This window comes from Streptomyces sp. NPDC045846 (assembly GCF_056431605.1).
Genome location: NZ_JBWKKJ010000009.1, coordinates 465,833 through 482,627 on the forward strand (window position 1 = coordinate 465,833; position 16,795 = coordinate 482,627).

The following is a 16,795-nucleotide window of genomic DNA, read 5'->3' on the forward strand; positions in this document are numbered from 1 at the left end:
GCGTCCGCGCGCGGCGGGCGCTACGCCTCGATGCCCCCGTTGCGCACCGACGGCTCCAGGTCGAACTCCCCGTCCCGTGCGCCCAGGACGAACGCCTGCCACTCCGCCTCGGTGTACCGCAGCACGGTGTCGGGGTCCACGGAGGACCGCATCGCCACGGCGCCGGCCGGCAGGTAGGCGATCTCGACGCGCTCCTCGTCCTCGGAGGTGCCCGGCGCGCTGTGCCACTCGACCCCCGAGATGTCGAGGGCGTACAGCTCGTTCTTCTCGCGCTCCTTGCGCTCCTGGAGTTCCCTGTCCTGTTCCTCAGCCATGACGGAGCGATTCCTTCCAGACGTGCCGACCCGGACGTGCCCAGCGCGGCGGTGCGTACACCAACCAGCTGTCCGCTCACCCTACTTGGCGCCGTCCGACGCGCACGGCGGGCGGGGGAGGATTCACGGATACGGGGGGGGGAGGAGGCACCCGGTCCGGTACGGGCACCCCCTCCGCACGGCGTCCCTACCCCATGAACCCGGTCTGCACCAGCGGCTTGCCGCGCTTGCGGGAGACGAAGGTGCCGCGGCCCGTCGGCATCGGCCGGGGACGGACACCGGCCAGGATGTCGCCCTCGACGGGGTCGCCGGCCAGGACCACGCCCTGGGCACCCAGCTCCTTCATGCGCTGGATGAACGGCTCGTACGAGGCGCGGCCCGCGCCCGCCGTGGAGCGGGCGATGATGAAGCGGACGCCGACGTCACGGGCGAACGGCAGCAGCTCGGTGAGCTTGCCCAGCGGGTTGCCGCTCGACGTCGACACCAGGTCGTAGTCGTCGACGACCACGTAGACCGTGGGCCCGCGCCACCAGCTGCGGTCGCGCAACTGCTGCGCGGTCACCTCCGCGCTGGGCGCGCGGCGCTGCATCAGGTCGGCCAGGGCGTCCATGTGGTGGTCCATGGCGTTGGACATCGGGATGTACTCGGCCAGGTGCGAGGCCGGGGTCACGTCGAGCAGGGCCCGCCGGTTGTCCACCACGAACAGCTTGCAGGCGTCGCCCTCGTACCGCTGGGTGAGCTGGGTGATCAGGAGGCGGAGCAGGTTCGACTTGCCGGACTCGCCCTCGCCGAAGATCAGGAAGAACGGGTCCTGCTCGAAGTCGACGAACACCGGCTCCAGGTTGTTCTCGTCGAGCGCGAAGGCGATGCCGCGGTCGGGCGAGGCGTAGCCGGGCGGCAGTTGGGCCGCCGGGAGTTCGCGCGGCAGCAGCCGGACCGCGGGCGCGCCCGGCTCCGTCCAGTGCCGGGCGACCTCGGTGGCCAGTGCGGCCGTCGCCTCGGCGAGGTCGGAGTCGGACTGGAGGCCGTCGATGCGCGGCACGGCGGCCATGAAGTGCGCCTTCTGCGGCGACTGGCCGCGGCCGGGCACCCCGACGGGCACATTGGCGGCCACCTTGCGGTCGAACTCGGAGTCCATGGTGTCGCCGAGCCGCAGCTCCAGGCGGTTCATCAGGTGGTCCTTGAGGTTGGCCCGCACCTCCATGGAGCGCGACGCGGTCAGCACCAGGTGGATGCCGTAGCCGAGGCCGCGGGCCGCGATGTCCAGGACGACCTGCTCCAGGCCCTCGTACTCGGTACGGAAGTTGCCCCAGCCGTCGATGACCAGGAAGACGTCGCCCCACGGCTGGTCGGCGACCGAGATGGTGCCGCGGGCCCGGCGGGTGCGGAAGTCGGCGATCGAGGCGATGCCCGCGGAGCGGAAGTACTCCTCGCGGCGGGTCAGCACGCCGTACACCTCGGCGACCGTACGCCGCACCCGCTCCGGGTCCAGGCGCGAGGCGACCCCGCCGACGTGCGGCAGACCGGCGACCGCGGCCATGCCGCCACCGCCGAAGTCGAGCCCGTAGAACTGCACTTCCCGCGGGGTGTGGGTGAGCGCGAACGAGGCGACCAGCGTGCGCACCAGCGTCGACTTGCCGGACTGCGGGCCGCCCAGGATCTGCAGGTGGCCGGCCGCGCCCGAGAAGTCGCACCACAGCGGGTCGCGGCGCTGCTCGTAGGGCTTGTCGACGAGGCCGAGCGGCACGACCAGACGCCCGGCACCCTCGTAACCGGGCTGGGTGAGCCCGCGGCCCTCCACCGGGGCGAGGCCGGGCAGCAGCGAGTCGAGCGCCGGCGGGCTGTCCAGCGGCGGCAGCCACACCTGGTGGGCGGCGGGCCCGCGCGCCTCCAGGCGGCGCACGATCACGTCGAGCACCGTGTCGGCGAGCGCGTCGTCGGTGCGCGGCCCGCTCTCGGCGCGCGGCCCCGGCACGGTCTGCGGGGCGTACGTCACCGGCACTTCGGCGGCGGTGAACAGCACCGGCCGCCGGTCCACGGGCACCGGTCCGCCCAGCGCGGCCGAGCGGTCCGCCCCCGTGCGGTACACGCCGGAGACGTACGCCGCCTTGAAGCGGGTCATCTCGTCGGTGCCGAACTTCAGGTAGCCGGAGCCGGGGATGCTCGGCAGGTGGTACGCGTCGGGCACGCCGAGCGCCGCGCGGGATTCGGCGGCGGAGAAGGTGCGCAGGCCGATCCGGTAGGAGAGGTAGGTCTCCAGACCGCGCAGGCGGCCCTCCTCCAGGCGCTGCGAGGCGAGCAGCAGGTGCACGCCGAGGGACCGGCCGATGCGGCCGATCTGCACGAACATCTCGATGAAGTCCGGCTTGGCGGTGAGCAGTTCGCTGAACTCATCGATGACCAGGACGAGCGAGGGGACTGGCTGGAGCGCGGCGCCGGCGAGCCGGGCCCGCTCGTAGTCGTGGATGTTGGCGTAGTTGCCCGCGTCGCGCAGCATCTCCTGGCGGCGGTTGAGCTCGCCGCGGATCGAGTCGCCCATGCGGTCGACCAGGGTGAGGTCGTCGGCGAGGTTGGTGATGACGGCCGCGACGTGCGGCATCTGCGCCATGCCGGCGAAGGTGGCGCCGCCCTTGAAGTCGGCGAGGACGAAGTTCAGGGTCTCGGAGGAGTGGGTCACGGCGAGCCCGAGCACCAGGGTGCGCAACAGCTCGGACTTGCCGGAGCCGGTCGCGCCCACGCACAGGCCGTGCGGGCCCATGCCGTCCTGCGCGGCCTCCTTGAGGTCGAGCATCACGGGGCGGCCGTCCTCGCCGACGCCGATGGGCACCCGCAGCCGCTCGGAGTTGGAGCGCGGCCGCCAGGTGCGGGCGGTGTCCACCGAGTCGGCGTCGCCCAGGTTCAGCAGGTCGGTGAACTCCAGGTTCGCCAGCAGCGGTTCGTCGTCGTCGCCACCGGTGGCCATGCGCAGCGGGGCGAGCTGGCGGGCCAGCGCGTCGGCGGACTCGTAGGAGAGGAGGTCGGGCGTGCCCTCGTACACGAGGCCGTGGCCCGATTCGAGGCGGAGCGTGCGGGGGTGCACGACGACGGCCAGGTCGCCGCGGGCGCCGGTGAGTTCGCCGGGGACGACCTCGACGACGGTGACGCCCTGGAGGCCCTCGGCGGAGGCGAGGACCGACATCGGGGGCGGCGACACCCCGTCGAGCACGATGACGATGTGCGGCTCCTCCGGCAGGGGCGCGCCTTCGGGGTGGAAGCGGGGGCGGCCGGTGAGGCGGGGAGCGAGGAGCTCTTCGAGCTCGGCGGCGCTGCGGCTGATCAGGCGGCGGCTGCCCGCGCCGTCGGTGAGGCCGGGCGCCTGGGTGTGCGGCAGCCACTTGGTCCACTCCCACTGCGCGGACGCGGACGGGGAAGCGGCGACCGCGATCACCAGGTCCTCGGGGGAGTGCAGGGAGGCGAGCGAGGCGGTCAGGGCGCGGGCCGAGGCGCGGACCGTCTGGGGCTCCCCGCTGACCGTCACGTGGTAGAAGGCGCGCAGCGAGACCGCCATCGGCAGGTCCTCCACCGTCTGGTGGGTGGCCACGAAGCGCTGCATGGCGCCCGCGGTCAGCGGCTCCAGCTGGTCGACCGGGGCGGTCCCCGGAGGCACCAGCGGGGTGGCGAGGGCCTGGGGGCCGAGGCCGACGCGCACCTGCCCGAAGTCCTCGTCGCCCGCCCGGCGTTCCCACACCCGGCTGCCCTCGGCGACCAGCGCCCACAGCTGCTCGGGGGAGGGGTGCAGGTAGTACTGCGCGTCGCGCTGCTTGTGCGCGGTCTCGGCGGCCGAGCGCCGGGTCTGGCCGAGGTAGCGCAGGTAGTCGCGGCGCAGGTCCGCCAACTGGCCCTGGGAGCCCTTGCGGTAGCGGACGATCATCGCCACCGACATGGCCACCGTCGAGGCGACCATCACCATGCCCATGACCTTCATGAACGGCTGCGAATTCGGCATGAAGAAGAACACGACCGAGCCGCCCATGCCCAGCATGGGCAGCAGTTGCATCAGCGCACCCTCCTGCTGTCCGCGGGGCAGCTCCGGCGGAGGCTGGAGGACGACCTCCTCCGTGGGCACCTCGGACGGCAGGGCCCGTGGCGGGCGCTTGACGATGATGTGGCTCACAACGCACCAATTCTCTTGGCAGTCGAAGAAGTTCAGCCCGCCGCCCCGTGTCCGGCGAACGCCGACCGCGGTGGGATCCTACTGACATCCGATGTGATCGGCTGGCGATAGGGTGCCGTCTGTTCGCGTAAGCACCCGCGAACAGAGCGAAGAAAAGCGGGCAATTGACGCGCCGAACGGACGGCCCGGCACGGGCAGACCGGGTAACGCGAGCGCGGGCGAGTGAAGCGAGTGAAGGGGGAGCCGAGGGTGAGCACGACGACCACCACGACGACGGCCGCCGAGCCGAACCGGCCGGCCCAGGCAACCGGGGCGGGCCTCGGCTTCTGCCGGGTGACGATCGTGGCGCCGGACGGCCGCGTCGACGTGGCGCTGCCCGACGACATCCCGGTCGCCGACATCTACCCGGAGATCCTGCGCCTGGCGCAGCAGAGCCCGGCCGAGGGCGCCCCTGTCGGCTACTCGCTGGTACGCCGGGACGGCACCGTCCTCGACAGCGCCCGCTCGTTCGCGGCCCAGTCGATCCTCGACGGCGAACTGCTCACCCTGCGCCCCTTCTCCGAGTCGCTGCCGCCCGCCGTCTTCGACGACGTGTCCGAGGCCGTCGCCTCCGCGGTCACCCAGGACCGCACCCTGTGGAACCCCGAGCTGACCCGCGCCGCCGGCCTCGTCGGCGGCGGCGTCCTGCCCGCCCTGCTCGCCTTCGCGGCCTGGACCGCCGACCCGCGGCACGACATGCACGGCCTGCCCGGCATCCTCGCCGCCGTCGCGGGTGTGCTGCTGCTCACCCTCGCGGCCGTACGCGCCCGGATCTACGACGACCAGCTCTCCGCCGTCGCCCTCGGCCTCGGCTCGCTGCCCAACATCGCGGTGGCAGGCTCCGGCCTCCTCCCGCTCGCCGCCCACCACGGCGTCGGCCGGCTCCAGATGCTGCTCGCCTGTGCCGCCGTGCTGATCGCCTCGCTGGTGCTCACCCTGCTCTCGCCCCGCGGCGACGGGCCCTTCGTGGCGTTCGTGCTGGCCTCGGCGGTGGGCGCGCTCGTCGTGTTCGTCTCGATCCTGACCGGCATGAAGCCCAGCGAGAGCGCCGCCGTGTGCACCCAGCTCGCCGTCGGCGCGCTCGCCTTCCTGCCCGGCCTGTCCATGCGCTTCGCCCGGCTGCCCATCGGCTTCGAGCCGCCGCACGGCTCCCAGCGCGACCTCGGCGAGGACCCGGCCCCGCAGTCCGTCGACGCCGAGCGCGTCGCCGCCCAGGCCCGGCGCGGCCACGAACTGCTCGTCGGCCTGGTGGGCGGCTGCGCCCTGCTGGCCGTCGCGGGCGCCGCGGTGCTCGGCTTCGGCGACGACACCTGGGGCAGGCTGCTCGCGCTGGCCACCGGCGTCGCCCTGCTGATGCGCGCCCACCTGTTCCGCTACACCGCGCAGGTCGGCGCCACCCTGGCCGCGGGCCTGGGCGCACTCGTCCTGCTGGGCCTCGGCCTGTGCATCAACGCGCCCCGCGGCCTGATGGCGGACGCCCTCAAGGGCGACACCGCGGCCCTCGACATCCGCACCCTGTGGCTGATCGCCGCGATCGCCGCCGCCGCGGCGCTGGTCACCGCGATCGCGCTGATCGTGCCGAACCGGGGCGTCACCCCGTTCTGGGGCCGCTTCCTGGAGATCGCCGAGGGATTCGTGCTGCTCACGCTGCTGCCGCTGACCCTGGCCGTCTTCAACGTGTACGCCAGGGCCCGGGCCCTGACCAGCTGACCGGGGGCCCGCTCACCGCGGGTCAACCGCCACCCGGGGTGCTGGTACGCTGTGTGACGGCCGTTTGTGTACGCGCTTCCGGATGATCTGGAAGCTGCGCTCATCGGACCTTCGCCTCCGAGTCACGGAAGCTCCCCTGAGATCAAGACCAGGGGCACTCGTGGGCGCACGAACACCACTGAGGAGTACCGAGTGTCTCTCGACGCCGCTACGAAGAAGCAGATCATGGCCGAGTTCGGCACCAAGGAGGGCGACACCGGCTCCCCCGAGGTTCAGGTCGCCATGCTCTCCCGCCGCATCTCGGACCTGACCGAGCACCTCAAGACGCACAAGCACGACCACCACTCCCGCCGTGGTCTGCTGATCCTCGTCGGCCAGCGCCGCCGCCTTCTGCAGTACCTGGCCAAGAAGGACATCCAGCGCTTCCGTACGCTGGTCGACCGCCTGGGCATCCGTCGCGGTGCGGCCGGCGGCGCCAAGTAAGCATGCTGTCGAGGGAGCGGTTCCCACCTATTAGGGGGCCGCTCCCTTTGCTGTACATGCGCGACGTACCGAACGCTCAGTAGTCTGGTACGGACAACAGAACACGCTTCACCGAAAGACGCTTCACCGACGAGCGAGCAGAAGCCTCCTCCCGCCGCCGGTCCTCGGTAGTGGCCCCCGGAACGCAAGGCACCCCGGGTGCTTCGATCGAAGACCGGCCCGCCCCCAGGAGCGCTTCTCCGCCGTCATCCACCGTCCCCGCGCCACACGGGCTCCGGGACGAAAAGACGACACTGCAGCCAAGCAAATGGAGAAAACGCTAGTGGAGAACGAGACCCACTACGCCGAGGCCGTCATCGACAACGGTTCCTTCGGCACCCGCACCATCCGCTTCGAGACGGGCCGCCTGGCCAAGCAGGCCGCCGGCTCCGCCGTGGCGTACCTGGACGACGACACGATGGTCCTCTCGGCCACGTCCGCGTCCAAGAACCCCAAGGACCAGCTCGACTTCTTCCCCCTCACGGTGGACGTCGAGGAGCGGATGTACGCGGCCGGCAAGATCCCCGGTTCCTTCTTCCGCCGGGAGGGCCGCCCCTCCGAGGACGCGATCCTCACCTGCCGCCTGATCGACCGCCCGCTGCGCCCGTCCTTCAAGAAGGGCCTGCGCAACGAGATCCAGGTCGTCGCGACGATCATGGCGCTCAACCCCGACCACCTGTACGACGTCGTCGCGATCAACGCCGCGTCCGCGTCCACCCAGCTGGCCGGCCTGCCCTTCTCCGGCCCGATCGGCGGCGTCCGCGTCGCGCTGATCAACGGCCAGTGGGTCGCGTTCCCGACGCACACCGAGCTCGAGGACGCCGTCTTCGACATGGTCGTCGCGGGCCGCGTCCTGGAGGACGGCGACGTCGCGATCATGATGGTCGAGGCCGAGGCCACCGAGAAGACCATCCAGCTGGTCAAGGGCGGCGCCGAGGCGCCGACCGAGGAGGTCGTCGCCTCCGGTCTGGACGCCGCGAAGCCCTTCATCAAGGTGCTCTGCAAGGCCCAGTCCGACCTGGCCGCCAAGGCTGCCAAGCCGACCGGCGAGTTCCCGATCTTCCTCGACTACCAGGACGACGTCCTGGAGGCGCTCACCGCCGCCGTCAAGGGCGAGCTCGCCCAGGCGCTGACGATCGCCGGCAAGCAGGACCGCGAGGCCGAGCTGGACCGCGTCAAGGGTCTGGCCGCCGAGAAGCTGCTTCCGCAGTTCGAGGGCCGCGAGAAGGAGATCTCCGCCGCGTACCGCGCGCTGACCAAGAAGCTGGTCCGCGAGCGCGTCATCACGGACAAGGTCCGCATCGACGGCCGCGGCATCACGGACATCCGCACGCTGGCCGCCGAGGTCGAGGCGATCCCGCGCGTGCACGGCTCGGCGCTGTTCGAGCGTGGCGAGACCCAGATCCTGGGCGTCACCACCCTGAACATGCTCCGCATGGAGCAGCAGCTGGACACCCTTTCCCCGGTGACCCGCAAGCGCTACATGCACAACTACAACTTCCCGCCGTACTCGGTCGGCGAGACCGGCCGCGTGGGCTCGCCCAAGCGCCGCGAGATCGGCCATGGCGCGCTCGCCGAGCGCGCCATCGTGCCGGTCCTGCCGACGCGTGAGGAGTTCCCCTACGCGATCCGCCAGGTGTCCGAGGCCCTCGGCTCCAACGGCTCGACGTCCATGGGCTCGGTCTGCGCCTCCACCATGTCGCTGCTGAACGCCGGTGTGCCGCTCAAGGCCCCCGTCGCCGGTATCGCCATGGGTCTGATCTCCCAGGAGATCGAGGGCAAGACGCACTACGTCGCCCTCACCGACATCCTCGGTGCCGAGGACGCGTTCGGCGACATGGACTTCAAGGTCGCCGGTACGAAGGAGTTCGTCACCGCGCTCCAGCTCGACACCAAGCTCGACGGCATCCCGGCCTCCGTCCTGGCCGCCGCCCTCAAGCAGGCCCGCGACGCCCGCCTCCACATCCTCGACGTGATGATGGAAGCGATCGACACGCCCGACGAGATGTCCCCCAACGCCCCGCGGATCATCACCGTCAAGATCCCCGTGGACAAGATCGGCGAGGTCATCGGCCCCAAGGGCAAGATGATCAACCAGATCCAGGAGGACACCGGCGCCGAGATCACGATCGAGGACGACGGCACCATCTACATCGGTGCCGCCGACGGCCCGGCCGCCGAGGCCGCCCGCGCCACGATCAACGGCATCGCCAACCCGACCATGCCGGAGGTCGGCGAGCGCTACCTGGGCACCGTCGTGAAGACGACGACCTTCGGCGCGTTCGTGTCGCTGCTCCCGGGCAAGGACGGTCTGCTGCACATCTCGCAGATCCGCAAGCTCGCCGGCGGCAAGCGCGTGGAGAACGTCGAGGACGTCCTGGCCGTGGGCTCCAAGGTCCAGGTCGAGATCGCCGAGATCGACTCGCGCGGCAAGCTCTCCCTGATCCCCGTGGTCGAGGGCGAAGGCGCCGACGACGCCGAGAAGGACGACGCCGCCAAGTGACGTCCCGTAGTTCCGCGACGACGGCCCGCCCCTCTTCGGAGGGGCGGGCCGTCGCCCGTACCCAAACGCTTCTGAAGGGCCGAGGCGGCATCGGCACCGTCCGCCGTACGACCCTCCCCGGCGGCCTGCGGGTCGTCACCGAAACCCTTCCCTCCGTACGGTCCGCGACCTTCGGCATCTGGGTCCAGGTGGGGTCGCGCGACGAGACGCCGACGCTGAACGGCGCCACCCACTACCTGGAGCACCTCCTCTTCAAGGGCACGAGCAAGCGCAGTGCCCTCGACATCTCCTCCGCGCTCGACGCGGTCGGCGGGGAGATGAACGCCTTCACGGCGAAGGAGTACACCTGCTACTACGCGCGGGTGCTCGACACCGATCTGCCGCTGGCGATCGACGTCGTGTGCGACATGCTGACGGACTCGCTGATCCTCGCCGAGGACGTCGACGCCGAGCGCGGCGTGATCCTCGAAGAGATCGCGATGACCGAGGACGACCCGGGCGACTGCGTGCACGACCTGTTCGCGCACACCATGCTCGGCGACACGCCGCTCGGCCGCCCGGTCCTGGGCACCGTGGACACGATCAACTCCCTCACCCAGGCGCAGATCTCGCGCTTCTACAAGAAGCACTACGACCCGCGCCACCTGGTCGTCGCGGCCGCGGGCAACGTCGACCACGCCACCGTCGTACGCCAGGTCCGCAAGGCGTTCGAGAAGGCCGGCGCGTTGTCCCGCACGGACGCCGTCCCCCTCACCCCGCGCGGCGGAGCGCGCACCCTGAAGGCCGCGGGCCGGATGGAGCTCCTCAACCGCCGCACGGAACAGGCCCACGTGGTCCTCGGCATGCCGGGCCTGGCCCGCACCGACGAGCGCCGCTGGGCACTGGGCGTCCTGAACACGGCGCTGGGCGGCGGCATGTCGTCCCGGCTGTTCCAGGAGGTCCGCGAGAAGCGGGGCCTGGCGTACAGCGTGTATTCCTACACCTCGGGCTTCGCCGACTGCGGCCTGTTCGGCGTGTACGCGGGCTGCCGCCCGAACCAGGTCCACGACGTCCTGAAGATCTGCCGGGACGAACTGGACCGGGTCGCGCACGAGGGCCTCTCCGACGACGAGATCCGCCGCGCGGTGGGCCAGCTCTCCGGCTCCACCGTGCTCGGCCTGGAGGACACCGGTGCGCTGATGAACCGCATCGGCAAGAGCGAGCTGTGCTGGGGCGAGCAGATGTCGGTCGACGACATGCTGGCCCGGATAGCCGAGGTCACCCCGGACGACGTCCGCGAGGTGGCTCGTGATGTCCTGGGGCAGCGTCCCTCGCTGTCCGTCATCGGCCCGCTGAAGGACAAGCAGGCCGACCGCCTCCACGAAGCGGTCTCGTAACCCCTAAGGAATCAAGCGAATGAGCAAGCTGCGCGTGGCGGTCCTCGGTGCCAAGGGCCGGATCGGCTCCGAAGCGGTGCGAGCCGTGGAGGCCGCCGAGGACATGGAGCTGGTCGCGGCCCTCGGCCGTGGCGACGAGCTGGAGACGCTCGCCGACACGGGCGCCCAGGTCGCGGTCGAACTGACCACCCCCGCCTCGGTGATGGACAACCTGGAGTTCTGTGTACGCCACGGAATCCACGCCGTCGTCGGCACCACGGGCTGGACCGAGGACCGCCTCGCGCAGCTGAACACCTGGCTCGCCGGATCTCCGGCGACCGGTGTGCTCATCGCCCCGAACTTCTCCATCGGCGCCGTCCTGACCATGAAGTTCGCGCAGCTCGCGGCCCCGTACTTCGAGTCGGTCGAGGTCGTCGAGCTGCACCACCCCAACAAGGTCGACGCCCCCTCGGGCACCGCGACCCGCACCGCGCAGTTGATCGCGGCGGCCCGCGCCGAGGCCGGGGTGGGCCCCGCGCCGGACGCCACGCAGACCGCGCTCGACGGTGCCCGCGGCGCCGACGTGGACGGCATCCCGGTGCACGCCGTCCGGCTGCGCGGCCTCCTGGCCCACCAGGAGGTGCTGCTCGGCGCCGAGGGCGAGACCCTGACCGTGCGCCACGACTCCCTGCACCACAGCAGCTTCATGCCGGGCATCCTGCTCGGCGCCCGCCGCGTGGTGTCCACTCCGGGCCTCACCTTCGGCCTGGAACACTTCCTCGACCTCAACTGAGCGGCACCGTCGGCCTCATGCGCGCAAAAATCACCTATCTCGTCACGGCCGCCGTCCTGGTCTTCTACTTCGTCCTGGCCGGCAGCCGCGGCGTGCTGCTCATCGAGCAGGGCACCTGGATCACGGTCACCATGGGCGTGGCCGTGCTGATCCTGCCGTTGATCGGCATCTGGTTCCTCTGGGCGAACACCCGGTTCGTGACCAAGGCCAACAAGCTGGCCGCCGAACTGGACGCCGAAGGCGGGCTGCCCGTCGACGAGTTGGTCCGCACGGCGGGCGGCCGCATCGACCGCGACTCGGCCGACGCCGTCTTCGCCCGGCGCAAGGCGGAGACCGAGGACGCCTCCGACGACTGGCGCTGCTGGTTCCGTCTCGCCGTCGCCTACCAGGACGCCCGCGACACCCCGCGGGCGCGCAAGGCGATGCAGCGGGCGATCGCCCTGCACGACAAGAGGCCGGCCGCGGTCTAGCGCGGCGGGGCGGCGCTCAGCCCAGGCGGTACTCGTCGCCCCACGCCTCGACCAGGTCGGCGGCCCGCTCGAAGGCCTCGCGCCGTCCCAGGAAGTCCGCGTTGTGGTCGGTGAGCAGCGGCGCGAGCGCCTGGCCGTTCTGCTGCTCGGCGATCAGCGCCTGTCCCTGCACGGTCCGCGGCAGGCCGAGCCAGCGCACCGGCTGCTGCACCGTCCGTACGCCACGGATCCGCGGCCACGCCACGGTGGTGGTGGAGAAGAAGGCGACCCGCCGCAGCCCGGCCCGGCTGACCCAGACCCCGACCCGGAGCAGTCGCAGCGACGAGCCGATCACGAGCGCGGCGACGACCAGCACGGCGAGCGCGGCCGGCGGCGCACCGGCGGCCGCGATGATCACGGCGGCGAGCAGCACGAACGAGGCGAGGAGCAGCAGCACGGCCGCCGCGCCCACGCGCCACGGGCCGGGCCGGTAGGGCCGCCGCCAGCGGTCGTGGTCGTCGAAGGGCAGCGCGATGTCGTCGGGGTACTCACCGGGTGCGTCAACTGCGCGGTCGGCCGTCAGGAAGGGCAGGGGCACGACTGATCCTCACTCACAAGCACGCTCGATTGGGCTGTGCGGGGTGAGGCTACCCAGGAGGTCAGCGCGCGGCCACCTCCGGGGGTCCGGGCGCGCGTCGGCGCGTCCGGCGCCGGTCAGCGGCCGTTCGAGGCCTCGGACTGCTGGCTGTGCGCGGGAGACTGGGGGCTCTCCATGGCGGGCAGCCCGAACAGCAGCGCGCCGGTGAGCCCGGCTATGACGGTGAGGCCGACCAGCGTCCGTCCGACGAGCTGACCTGCGCTCGCACGCTGGCGCGGCGGCGGCTCGACATTGCTGCGGTAGCGGTCGGCTTCGGCGACGAAGGCGAACGGAACGGGCTCACGCCGGCGGAACATGGGGGCACATCTCCTGGGAAACTAGTGGGGTTGTCGAACTGTCTGCTGCTTACTGGTACAGACGCACGGCAGTGCCGATTGGTGCCCGAATTCCCCGAATTGGCCGAAGAATGTGATGACGACCCGTCAGGGACAGAGTTGTCAGTGCCGGGACGTAGAGTGGGCGCCGCCCGAGCGACGCAATCGGAAGGACCCGCCGGTGACCGACACCCCCGCCCCAGACCTCAAGCCCAGCTTCCGCAGCGACGTCACCGTCGAGCTCGTGAAGCACTCGGCTTCCGACTCGGACGTGCTGTGGGCAGCCCGTGTCTCCACGGCGGGCGAGCAGTCCCTTGAGGAGTTGCAGAAGGACCCCGAGCGCTCCAAGGGCCTCATCAACTACCTGATGCGGGACCGGCACGGCAGCCCGTTCGAGCACAACTCGATGACCTTCTTCATCAGCGCCCCGATCTTCGTGTTCCGCGAGTTCATGCGGCACCGCGTGGGCTGGTCGTACAACGAGGAGTCGGGTCGGTACAGGGAGCTCCAGCCGGTCTTCTACGTCCCGGGCGCCGAGCGCAAGCTGGTGCAGCAGGGCCGCCCCGGCAAGTACGAGTTCGTCGAGGGCTCGGCGGAGCAGCAGGAGCTGACCTCCCGCGTCATGGAGGACTCCTACCGCCGCTCCTACGAGGCGTACCAGGAGATGCTGGCCGCCGGCGTCGCCCGCGAGGTGGCCCGGGCCACCCTCCCGGTGGGGCTCTTCTCCTCGATGTACGCGACGTGCAACGCGCGTTCGCTGATGCACTTCCTCGGTCTGCGCACCCAGCACGAGCTGGCGAAGGTCCCGTCCTTCCCGCAGCGGGAGATCGAGATGGTCGGCGAGAAGATGGAGCAGGAGTGGGCCGCGCTCATGCCGCTCACCCATGCGGCCTTCAACACCAACGGCCGGGTGGCCCCGTAACCGGGCCGTCCCGCGACGCGGCGCCGGTCATACCGGCACAGATGTGCGGATACGCCGCGCAAAGTGTCCGTATTGCGGCGTTTCGTGAAGTTCATCTAGGCTGATCAAACGGACCCGGCACTGCTTGAACCCCCGAGCAGGCAGTGCCGGGCTCCCTCAGCCACCGGCCCCCGAGGGGGCACCCGGCGTTGAGCAGCGAGTAGCGTGTTACCCATGGCTCCGATCTCCACTCCGCAGACCCCCTTCGGGCGGGTCCTCACCGCCATGATCACGCCCTTCACGGCGGACGGCGCACTCGACCTCGACGGCGCCCAGCGACTGGCGGCCCATCTGGTCGACGCAGGCAACGACGGACTGATCGTCAACGGCACCACCGGCGAGTCCCCGACCACCAGCGACGCGGAGAAAGACCAGCTCGTACGGGCCGTACTGGAGGCCGTCGGAGACCGGGCCCACGTGGTGGCCGGAATCGGCACCAACGACACGCGCCACACCCTCGAACTCGCCCGTACGGCCGAACGCTCCGGCGCACACGGCCTGCTCGCCGTGACGCCGTACTACAACAAGCCCCCGCAAGAGGGACTGTTCCGGCACTTCTCGGCCATCGCCGACGCCACCGAACTCCCGGTGATGCTGTACGACATCCCCGGCCGCAGCGGCGTCCCGATCGACACCGAGACCCTCGTCCGGCTCGCCGAGCACCCCAGGATCGTCGCCAACAAGGACGCCAAGGGCGACCTCGGCCGCGCCAGCTGGGCCATCGCCCGCTCCGGCCTCGCCTGGTACTCCGGCGACGACATGCTGAACCTCCCGCTGCTCTCCGTCGGAGCCTGCGGCTTCGTCTCCGTGGTCGGCCACCTCGTCACCCCCGAGCTGCGCGCCCTGCTGGACGCCTACCTCGCGGGCGACGTGCGCAAGGCCACCGAGATCCACCAGCAGCTGCTCCCCGTCTACACGGGCATGTTCCGCACCCAGGGCGTCATCACCACCAAGGCCGCCCTCGCCCTCCAGGGCCTGCCCGCCGGGCCGCTGCGCCTGCCCCTGGTCGAGCTCACGCCGGAAGAATCCAGCCAGCTGGCGCTCGATCTGGCAGCCGGTGGGGTACAGCTCTAACCACAGACTTCACAACTGAATACGCGCCGGAAGTACGCGCGAAACCCACACACAACAGCAAGTGCACGAATGACATACGCGCCACGTGCCCTACCGGTACGTGGCGCGTGTGGTGAGGAGAGTCTTTTGAGTCATCCGCATCCTGAACTCGGCACCCCGCCGAAGCTTCCCAAGAACGGCCTGCGCGTCACCCCGCTCGGCGGTCTCGGCGAAATCGGCCGGAACATGACCGTCTTCGAGTTCGGCGGCCGCCTGCTCGTCGTCGACTGCGGCGTCCTCTTCCCCGAGGAGGAGCAGCCGGGCATCGACCTGATCCTGCCGGACTTCAGCTCGATCCGGGACCGCCTCGACGACATCGAGGGCATCGTCCTGACGCACGGCCACGAGGACCACATCGGCGGCGTGCCCTACCTGCTCCGCGAGAAGCCGGACATCCCGCTGATCGGCTCCAAGCTGACCCTCGCGCTGATCGAGGCCAAGCTCCAGGAGCACCGCATCCGGCCCTACACGCTGGAGGTCGCCGAGGGCGACCGCGAGCGGCTCGGGCCCTTCGACTGCGAGTTCGTCGCGGTCAACCACTCCATCCCGGACGCCCTCGCGGTGGCCATCCGCACCCCCGCGGGCATGGCCGTCGCCACCGGCGACTTCAAGATGGACCAGCTCCCGCTGGACGGCCGCCTCACCGACCTGCACGCCTTCGCCCGGCTCAGCGAGGAGGGCATCGACCTCCTCCTCTCCGACTCGACGAACGCCGAGGTCCCCGGGTTCGTGCCGCCGGAGCGGGACATCTCCAACGTCCTGCGCAACGTCTTCGCGAACGCCGACAAGCGCATCATCGTGGCCAGCTTCGCCAGCCACGTGCACCGCATCCAGCAGATCCTGGACGCGGCCCACGAGTACGGCCGCCGGGTCGCCTTCGTCGGCCGCTCGATGGTCCGCAACATGGGCATCGCGCGCGACCTGGGCTACCTGAAGGTCCCGGCCGGCCTGGTCGTCGACGTCAAGACGCTGGACGACCTGCCGGACGACGAGGTCGTACTGGTCTGCACGGGTTCGCAGGGCGAGCCGATGGCCGCGCTGTCCCGCATGGCCAACCGCGACCACCAGATCCGGATCGTCCAGGGCGACACCGTGATCCTCGCGTCGTCGCTCATCCCGGGCAACGAGAACGCGGTCTACCGCGTCATCAACGGCCTGACCCGCTGGGGCGCGAACGTCGTCCACAAGGGCAACGCCAAGGTGCACGTCTCGGGCCACGCCTCGGCCGGTGAGCTGTTGTACTTCTACAACATCTGCAAGCCGAAGAACCTCATGCCGGTCCACGGCGAGTGGCGCCACCTGCGGGCGAACGCGGAACTCGGAGCCCTCACGGGTGTCCCGAAGAACCACATCGTCATCGCGGAGGACGGCGTGGTCGTCGACCTGGTCGACGGCGCCGCGCGCATCGTCGGCAAGGTCCAGGCGGGTTACGTCTACGTCGACGGCCTCTCGGTCGGCGACGTCACCGAGACCTCCCTGAAGGACCGCCGCATCCTCGGCGACGAGGGCATCATCTCGGTGTACGTGGTGGTGGACTCCAGCAGCGGCAAGATCACCAGCGGCCCGCACATCCAGGCGCGCGGTTCCGGCATCGACGACTCGGCGTTCGGCCCCGTGGTGTCGAAGATCGAGGAAGCGCTGAACAGGTCCGCCCAGGACGGCGTGGTCGAGCCCCACCAGCTCCAGCAGCTGATCCGCCGCTCGGTCGGCAAGTGGGTCTCGGACACCTACCGCAGGCGCCCGATGATCCTCCCCGTGGTCGTCGAGGTCTGACGCACCGCGATCGCACACCTGGAGCGGGGGGGGGGGGGGGGGGGGGGGGGGGGGGGGGGGGGGGGGGGGGGGGGTTTGGGGGGGGGGGGGGGGGGGGGGGGGCGCGGCGGGCGCGCCATAGTCGGCCCCAGAACGATC

At 71.0% G+C, this 16,795-nt stretch carries 13 protein-coding genes; 9 read left to right on the top strand and 4 right to left on the bottom strand.

Features of this window, described 5'->3' with window-relative positions:
- Positions 1–20: 20 nt before the first annotated feature.
- Together AC07F3_RS27000 and eccCa are read right to left on the bottom strand one after the other, a co-directional pair.
- Positions 21–314 carry a DUF397 domain-containing protein gene (locus tag AC07F3_RS27000; protein WP_114041242.1) on the bottom strand — a complete coding sequence of 98 codons (294 nt, stop codon included), beginning with the start codon at positions 312–314 and terminating at the stop codon, positions 21–23.
- Between the two features lie 187 nt (positions 315–501).
- A complete protein-coding gene (gene eccCa / locus AC07F3_RS27005; protein ID WP_479117011.1) occupies positions 502–4,467 on the bottom strand; it encodes a type VII secretion protein EccCa in 3,966 nt (1,321 codons plus the stop codon).
- A 249-nt stretch (positions 4,468–4,716) separates the two neighbouring features.
- On the opposite strand from eccCa, the gene eccD reads away from it, so the two are divergent.
- From eccD to AC07F3_RS27035, 6 genes are all read left to right on the top strand, one after another.
- Positions 4,717–6,216, top strand: a complete 1,500-nt coding sequence (eccD, locus tag AC07F3_RS27010) for a type VII secretion integral membrane protein EccD (RefSeq protein ID WP_479117012.1) — start codon at positions 4,717–4,719, stop codon at positions 6,214–6,216.
- Positions 6,217–6,408: 192 nt separating this feature from the next.
- Entirely contained in the window at positions 6,409–6,699 is a 291-nt protein-coding gene (gene rpsO, locus AC07F3_RS27015) for a 30S ribosomal protein S15 (RefSeq protein WP_006346214.1), read from the top strand.
- Between the two features lie 322 nt (positions 6,700–7,021).
- Positions 7,022–9,241 (top strand): polyribonucleotide nucleotidyltransferase, encoded by a 2,220-nt coding sequence (locus AC07F3_RS27020; RefSeq protein ID WP_479117013.1) that lies wholly within the window; start codon positions 7,022–7,024, stop codon positions 9,239–9,241.
- The gene (locus tag AC07F3_RS27025) at positions 9,238–10,617 is read left to right on the top strand and encodes a M16 family metallopeptidase (protein ID WP_479117014.1); all 1,380 of its coding nucleotides are present in this window, start codon (positions 9,238–9,240) and stop codon (positions 10,615–10,617) included. The genes AC07F3_RS27020 and AC07F3_RS27025 overlap by 4 nt, the downstream gene beginning before the upstream one ends.
- Positions 10,618–10,636: 19 nt before the next feature.
- On the top strand, positions 10,637–11,389 hold the full coding sequence (gene dapB, locus AC07F3_RS27030) for a 4-hydroxy-tetrahydrodipicolinate reductase (RefSeq protein WP_479117015.1): 753 nt from the start codon (positions 10,637–10,639) through the stop codon (positions 11,387–11,389).
- A gap of 17 nt (positions 11,390–11,406) precedes the next feature.
- Positions 11,407–11,859: a hypothetical protein gene (locus AC07F3_RS27035; RefSeq protein ID WP_479117016.1), complete on the top strand. Its 453-nt coding sequence runs from the start codon at positions 11,407–11,409 to the stop codon at positions 11,857–11,859.
- A gap of 16 nt (positions 11,860–11,875) precedes the next feature.
- Here AC07F3_RS27035 and AC07F3_RS27040 read toward each other — a convergent pair whose 3' ends face one another.
- Together AC07F3_RS27040 and AC07F3_RS27045 are read right to left on the bottom strand one after the other, a co-directional pair.
- Positions 11,876–12,436: a hypothetical protein gene (locus AC07F3_RS27040; RefSeq protein ID WP_479117017.1), complete on the bottom strand. Its 561-nt coding sequence runs from the start codon at positions 12,434–12,436 to the stop codon at positions 11,876–11,878.
- 116 nt (positions 12,437–12,552) lie between these two features.
- Positions 12,553–12,792: a hypothetical protein gene (locus AC07F3_RS27045; protein ID WP_114041234.1), complete on the bottom strand. Its 240-nt coding sequence runs from the start codon at positions 12,790–12,792 to the stop codon at positions 12,553–12,555.
- Positions 12,793–12,991: 199 nt separating this feature from the next.
- On the opposite strand from AC07F3_RS27045, the gene thyX reads away from it, so the two are divergent.
- From thyX to AC07F3_RS27060, 3 genes are all read left to right on the top strand, one after another.
- Positions 12,992–13,732, top strand: a complete 741-nt coding sequence (thyX, locus tag AC07F3_RS27050) for an FAD-dependent thymidylate synthase (RefSeq protein ID WP_479117018.1) — start codon at positions 12,992–12,994, stop codon at positions 13,730–13,732.
- Positions 13,733–13,945: 213 nt separating this feature from the next.
- Positions 13,946–14,845 carry a 4-hydroxy-tetrahydrodipicolinate synthase gene (gene dapA, locus AC07F3_RS27055; protein WP_114041232.1) on the top strand — a complete coding sequence of 300 codons (900 nt, stop codon included), beginning with the start codon at positions 13,946–13,948 and terminating at the stop codon, positions 14,843–14,845.
- A gap of 126 nt (positions 14,846–14,971) precedes the next feature.
- On the top strand, positions 14,972–16,657 hold the full coding sequence (locus tag AC07F3_RS27060) for a ribonuclease J (RefSeq protein WP_114041231.1): 1,686 nt from the start codon (positions 14,972–14,974) through the stop codon (positions 16,655–16,657).
- The last annotated feature ends 138 nt before the right edge of the window (positions 16,658–16,795 follow it).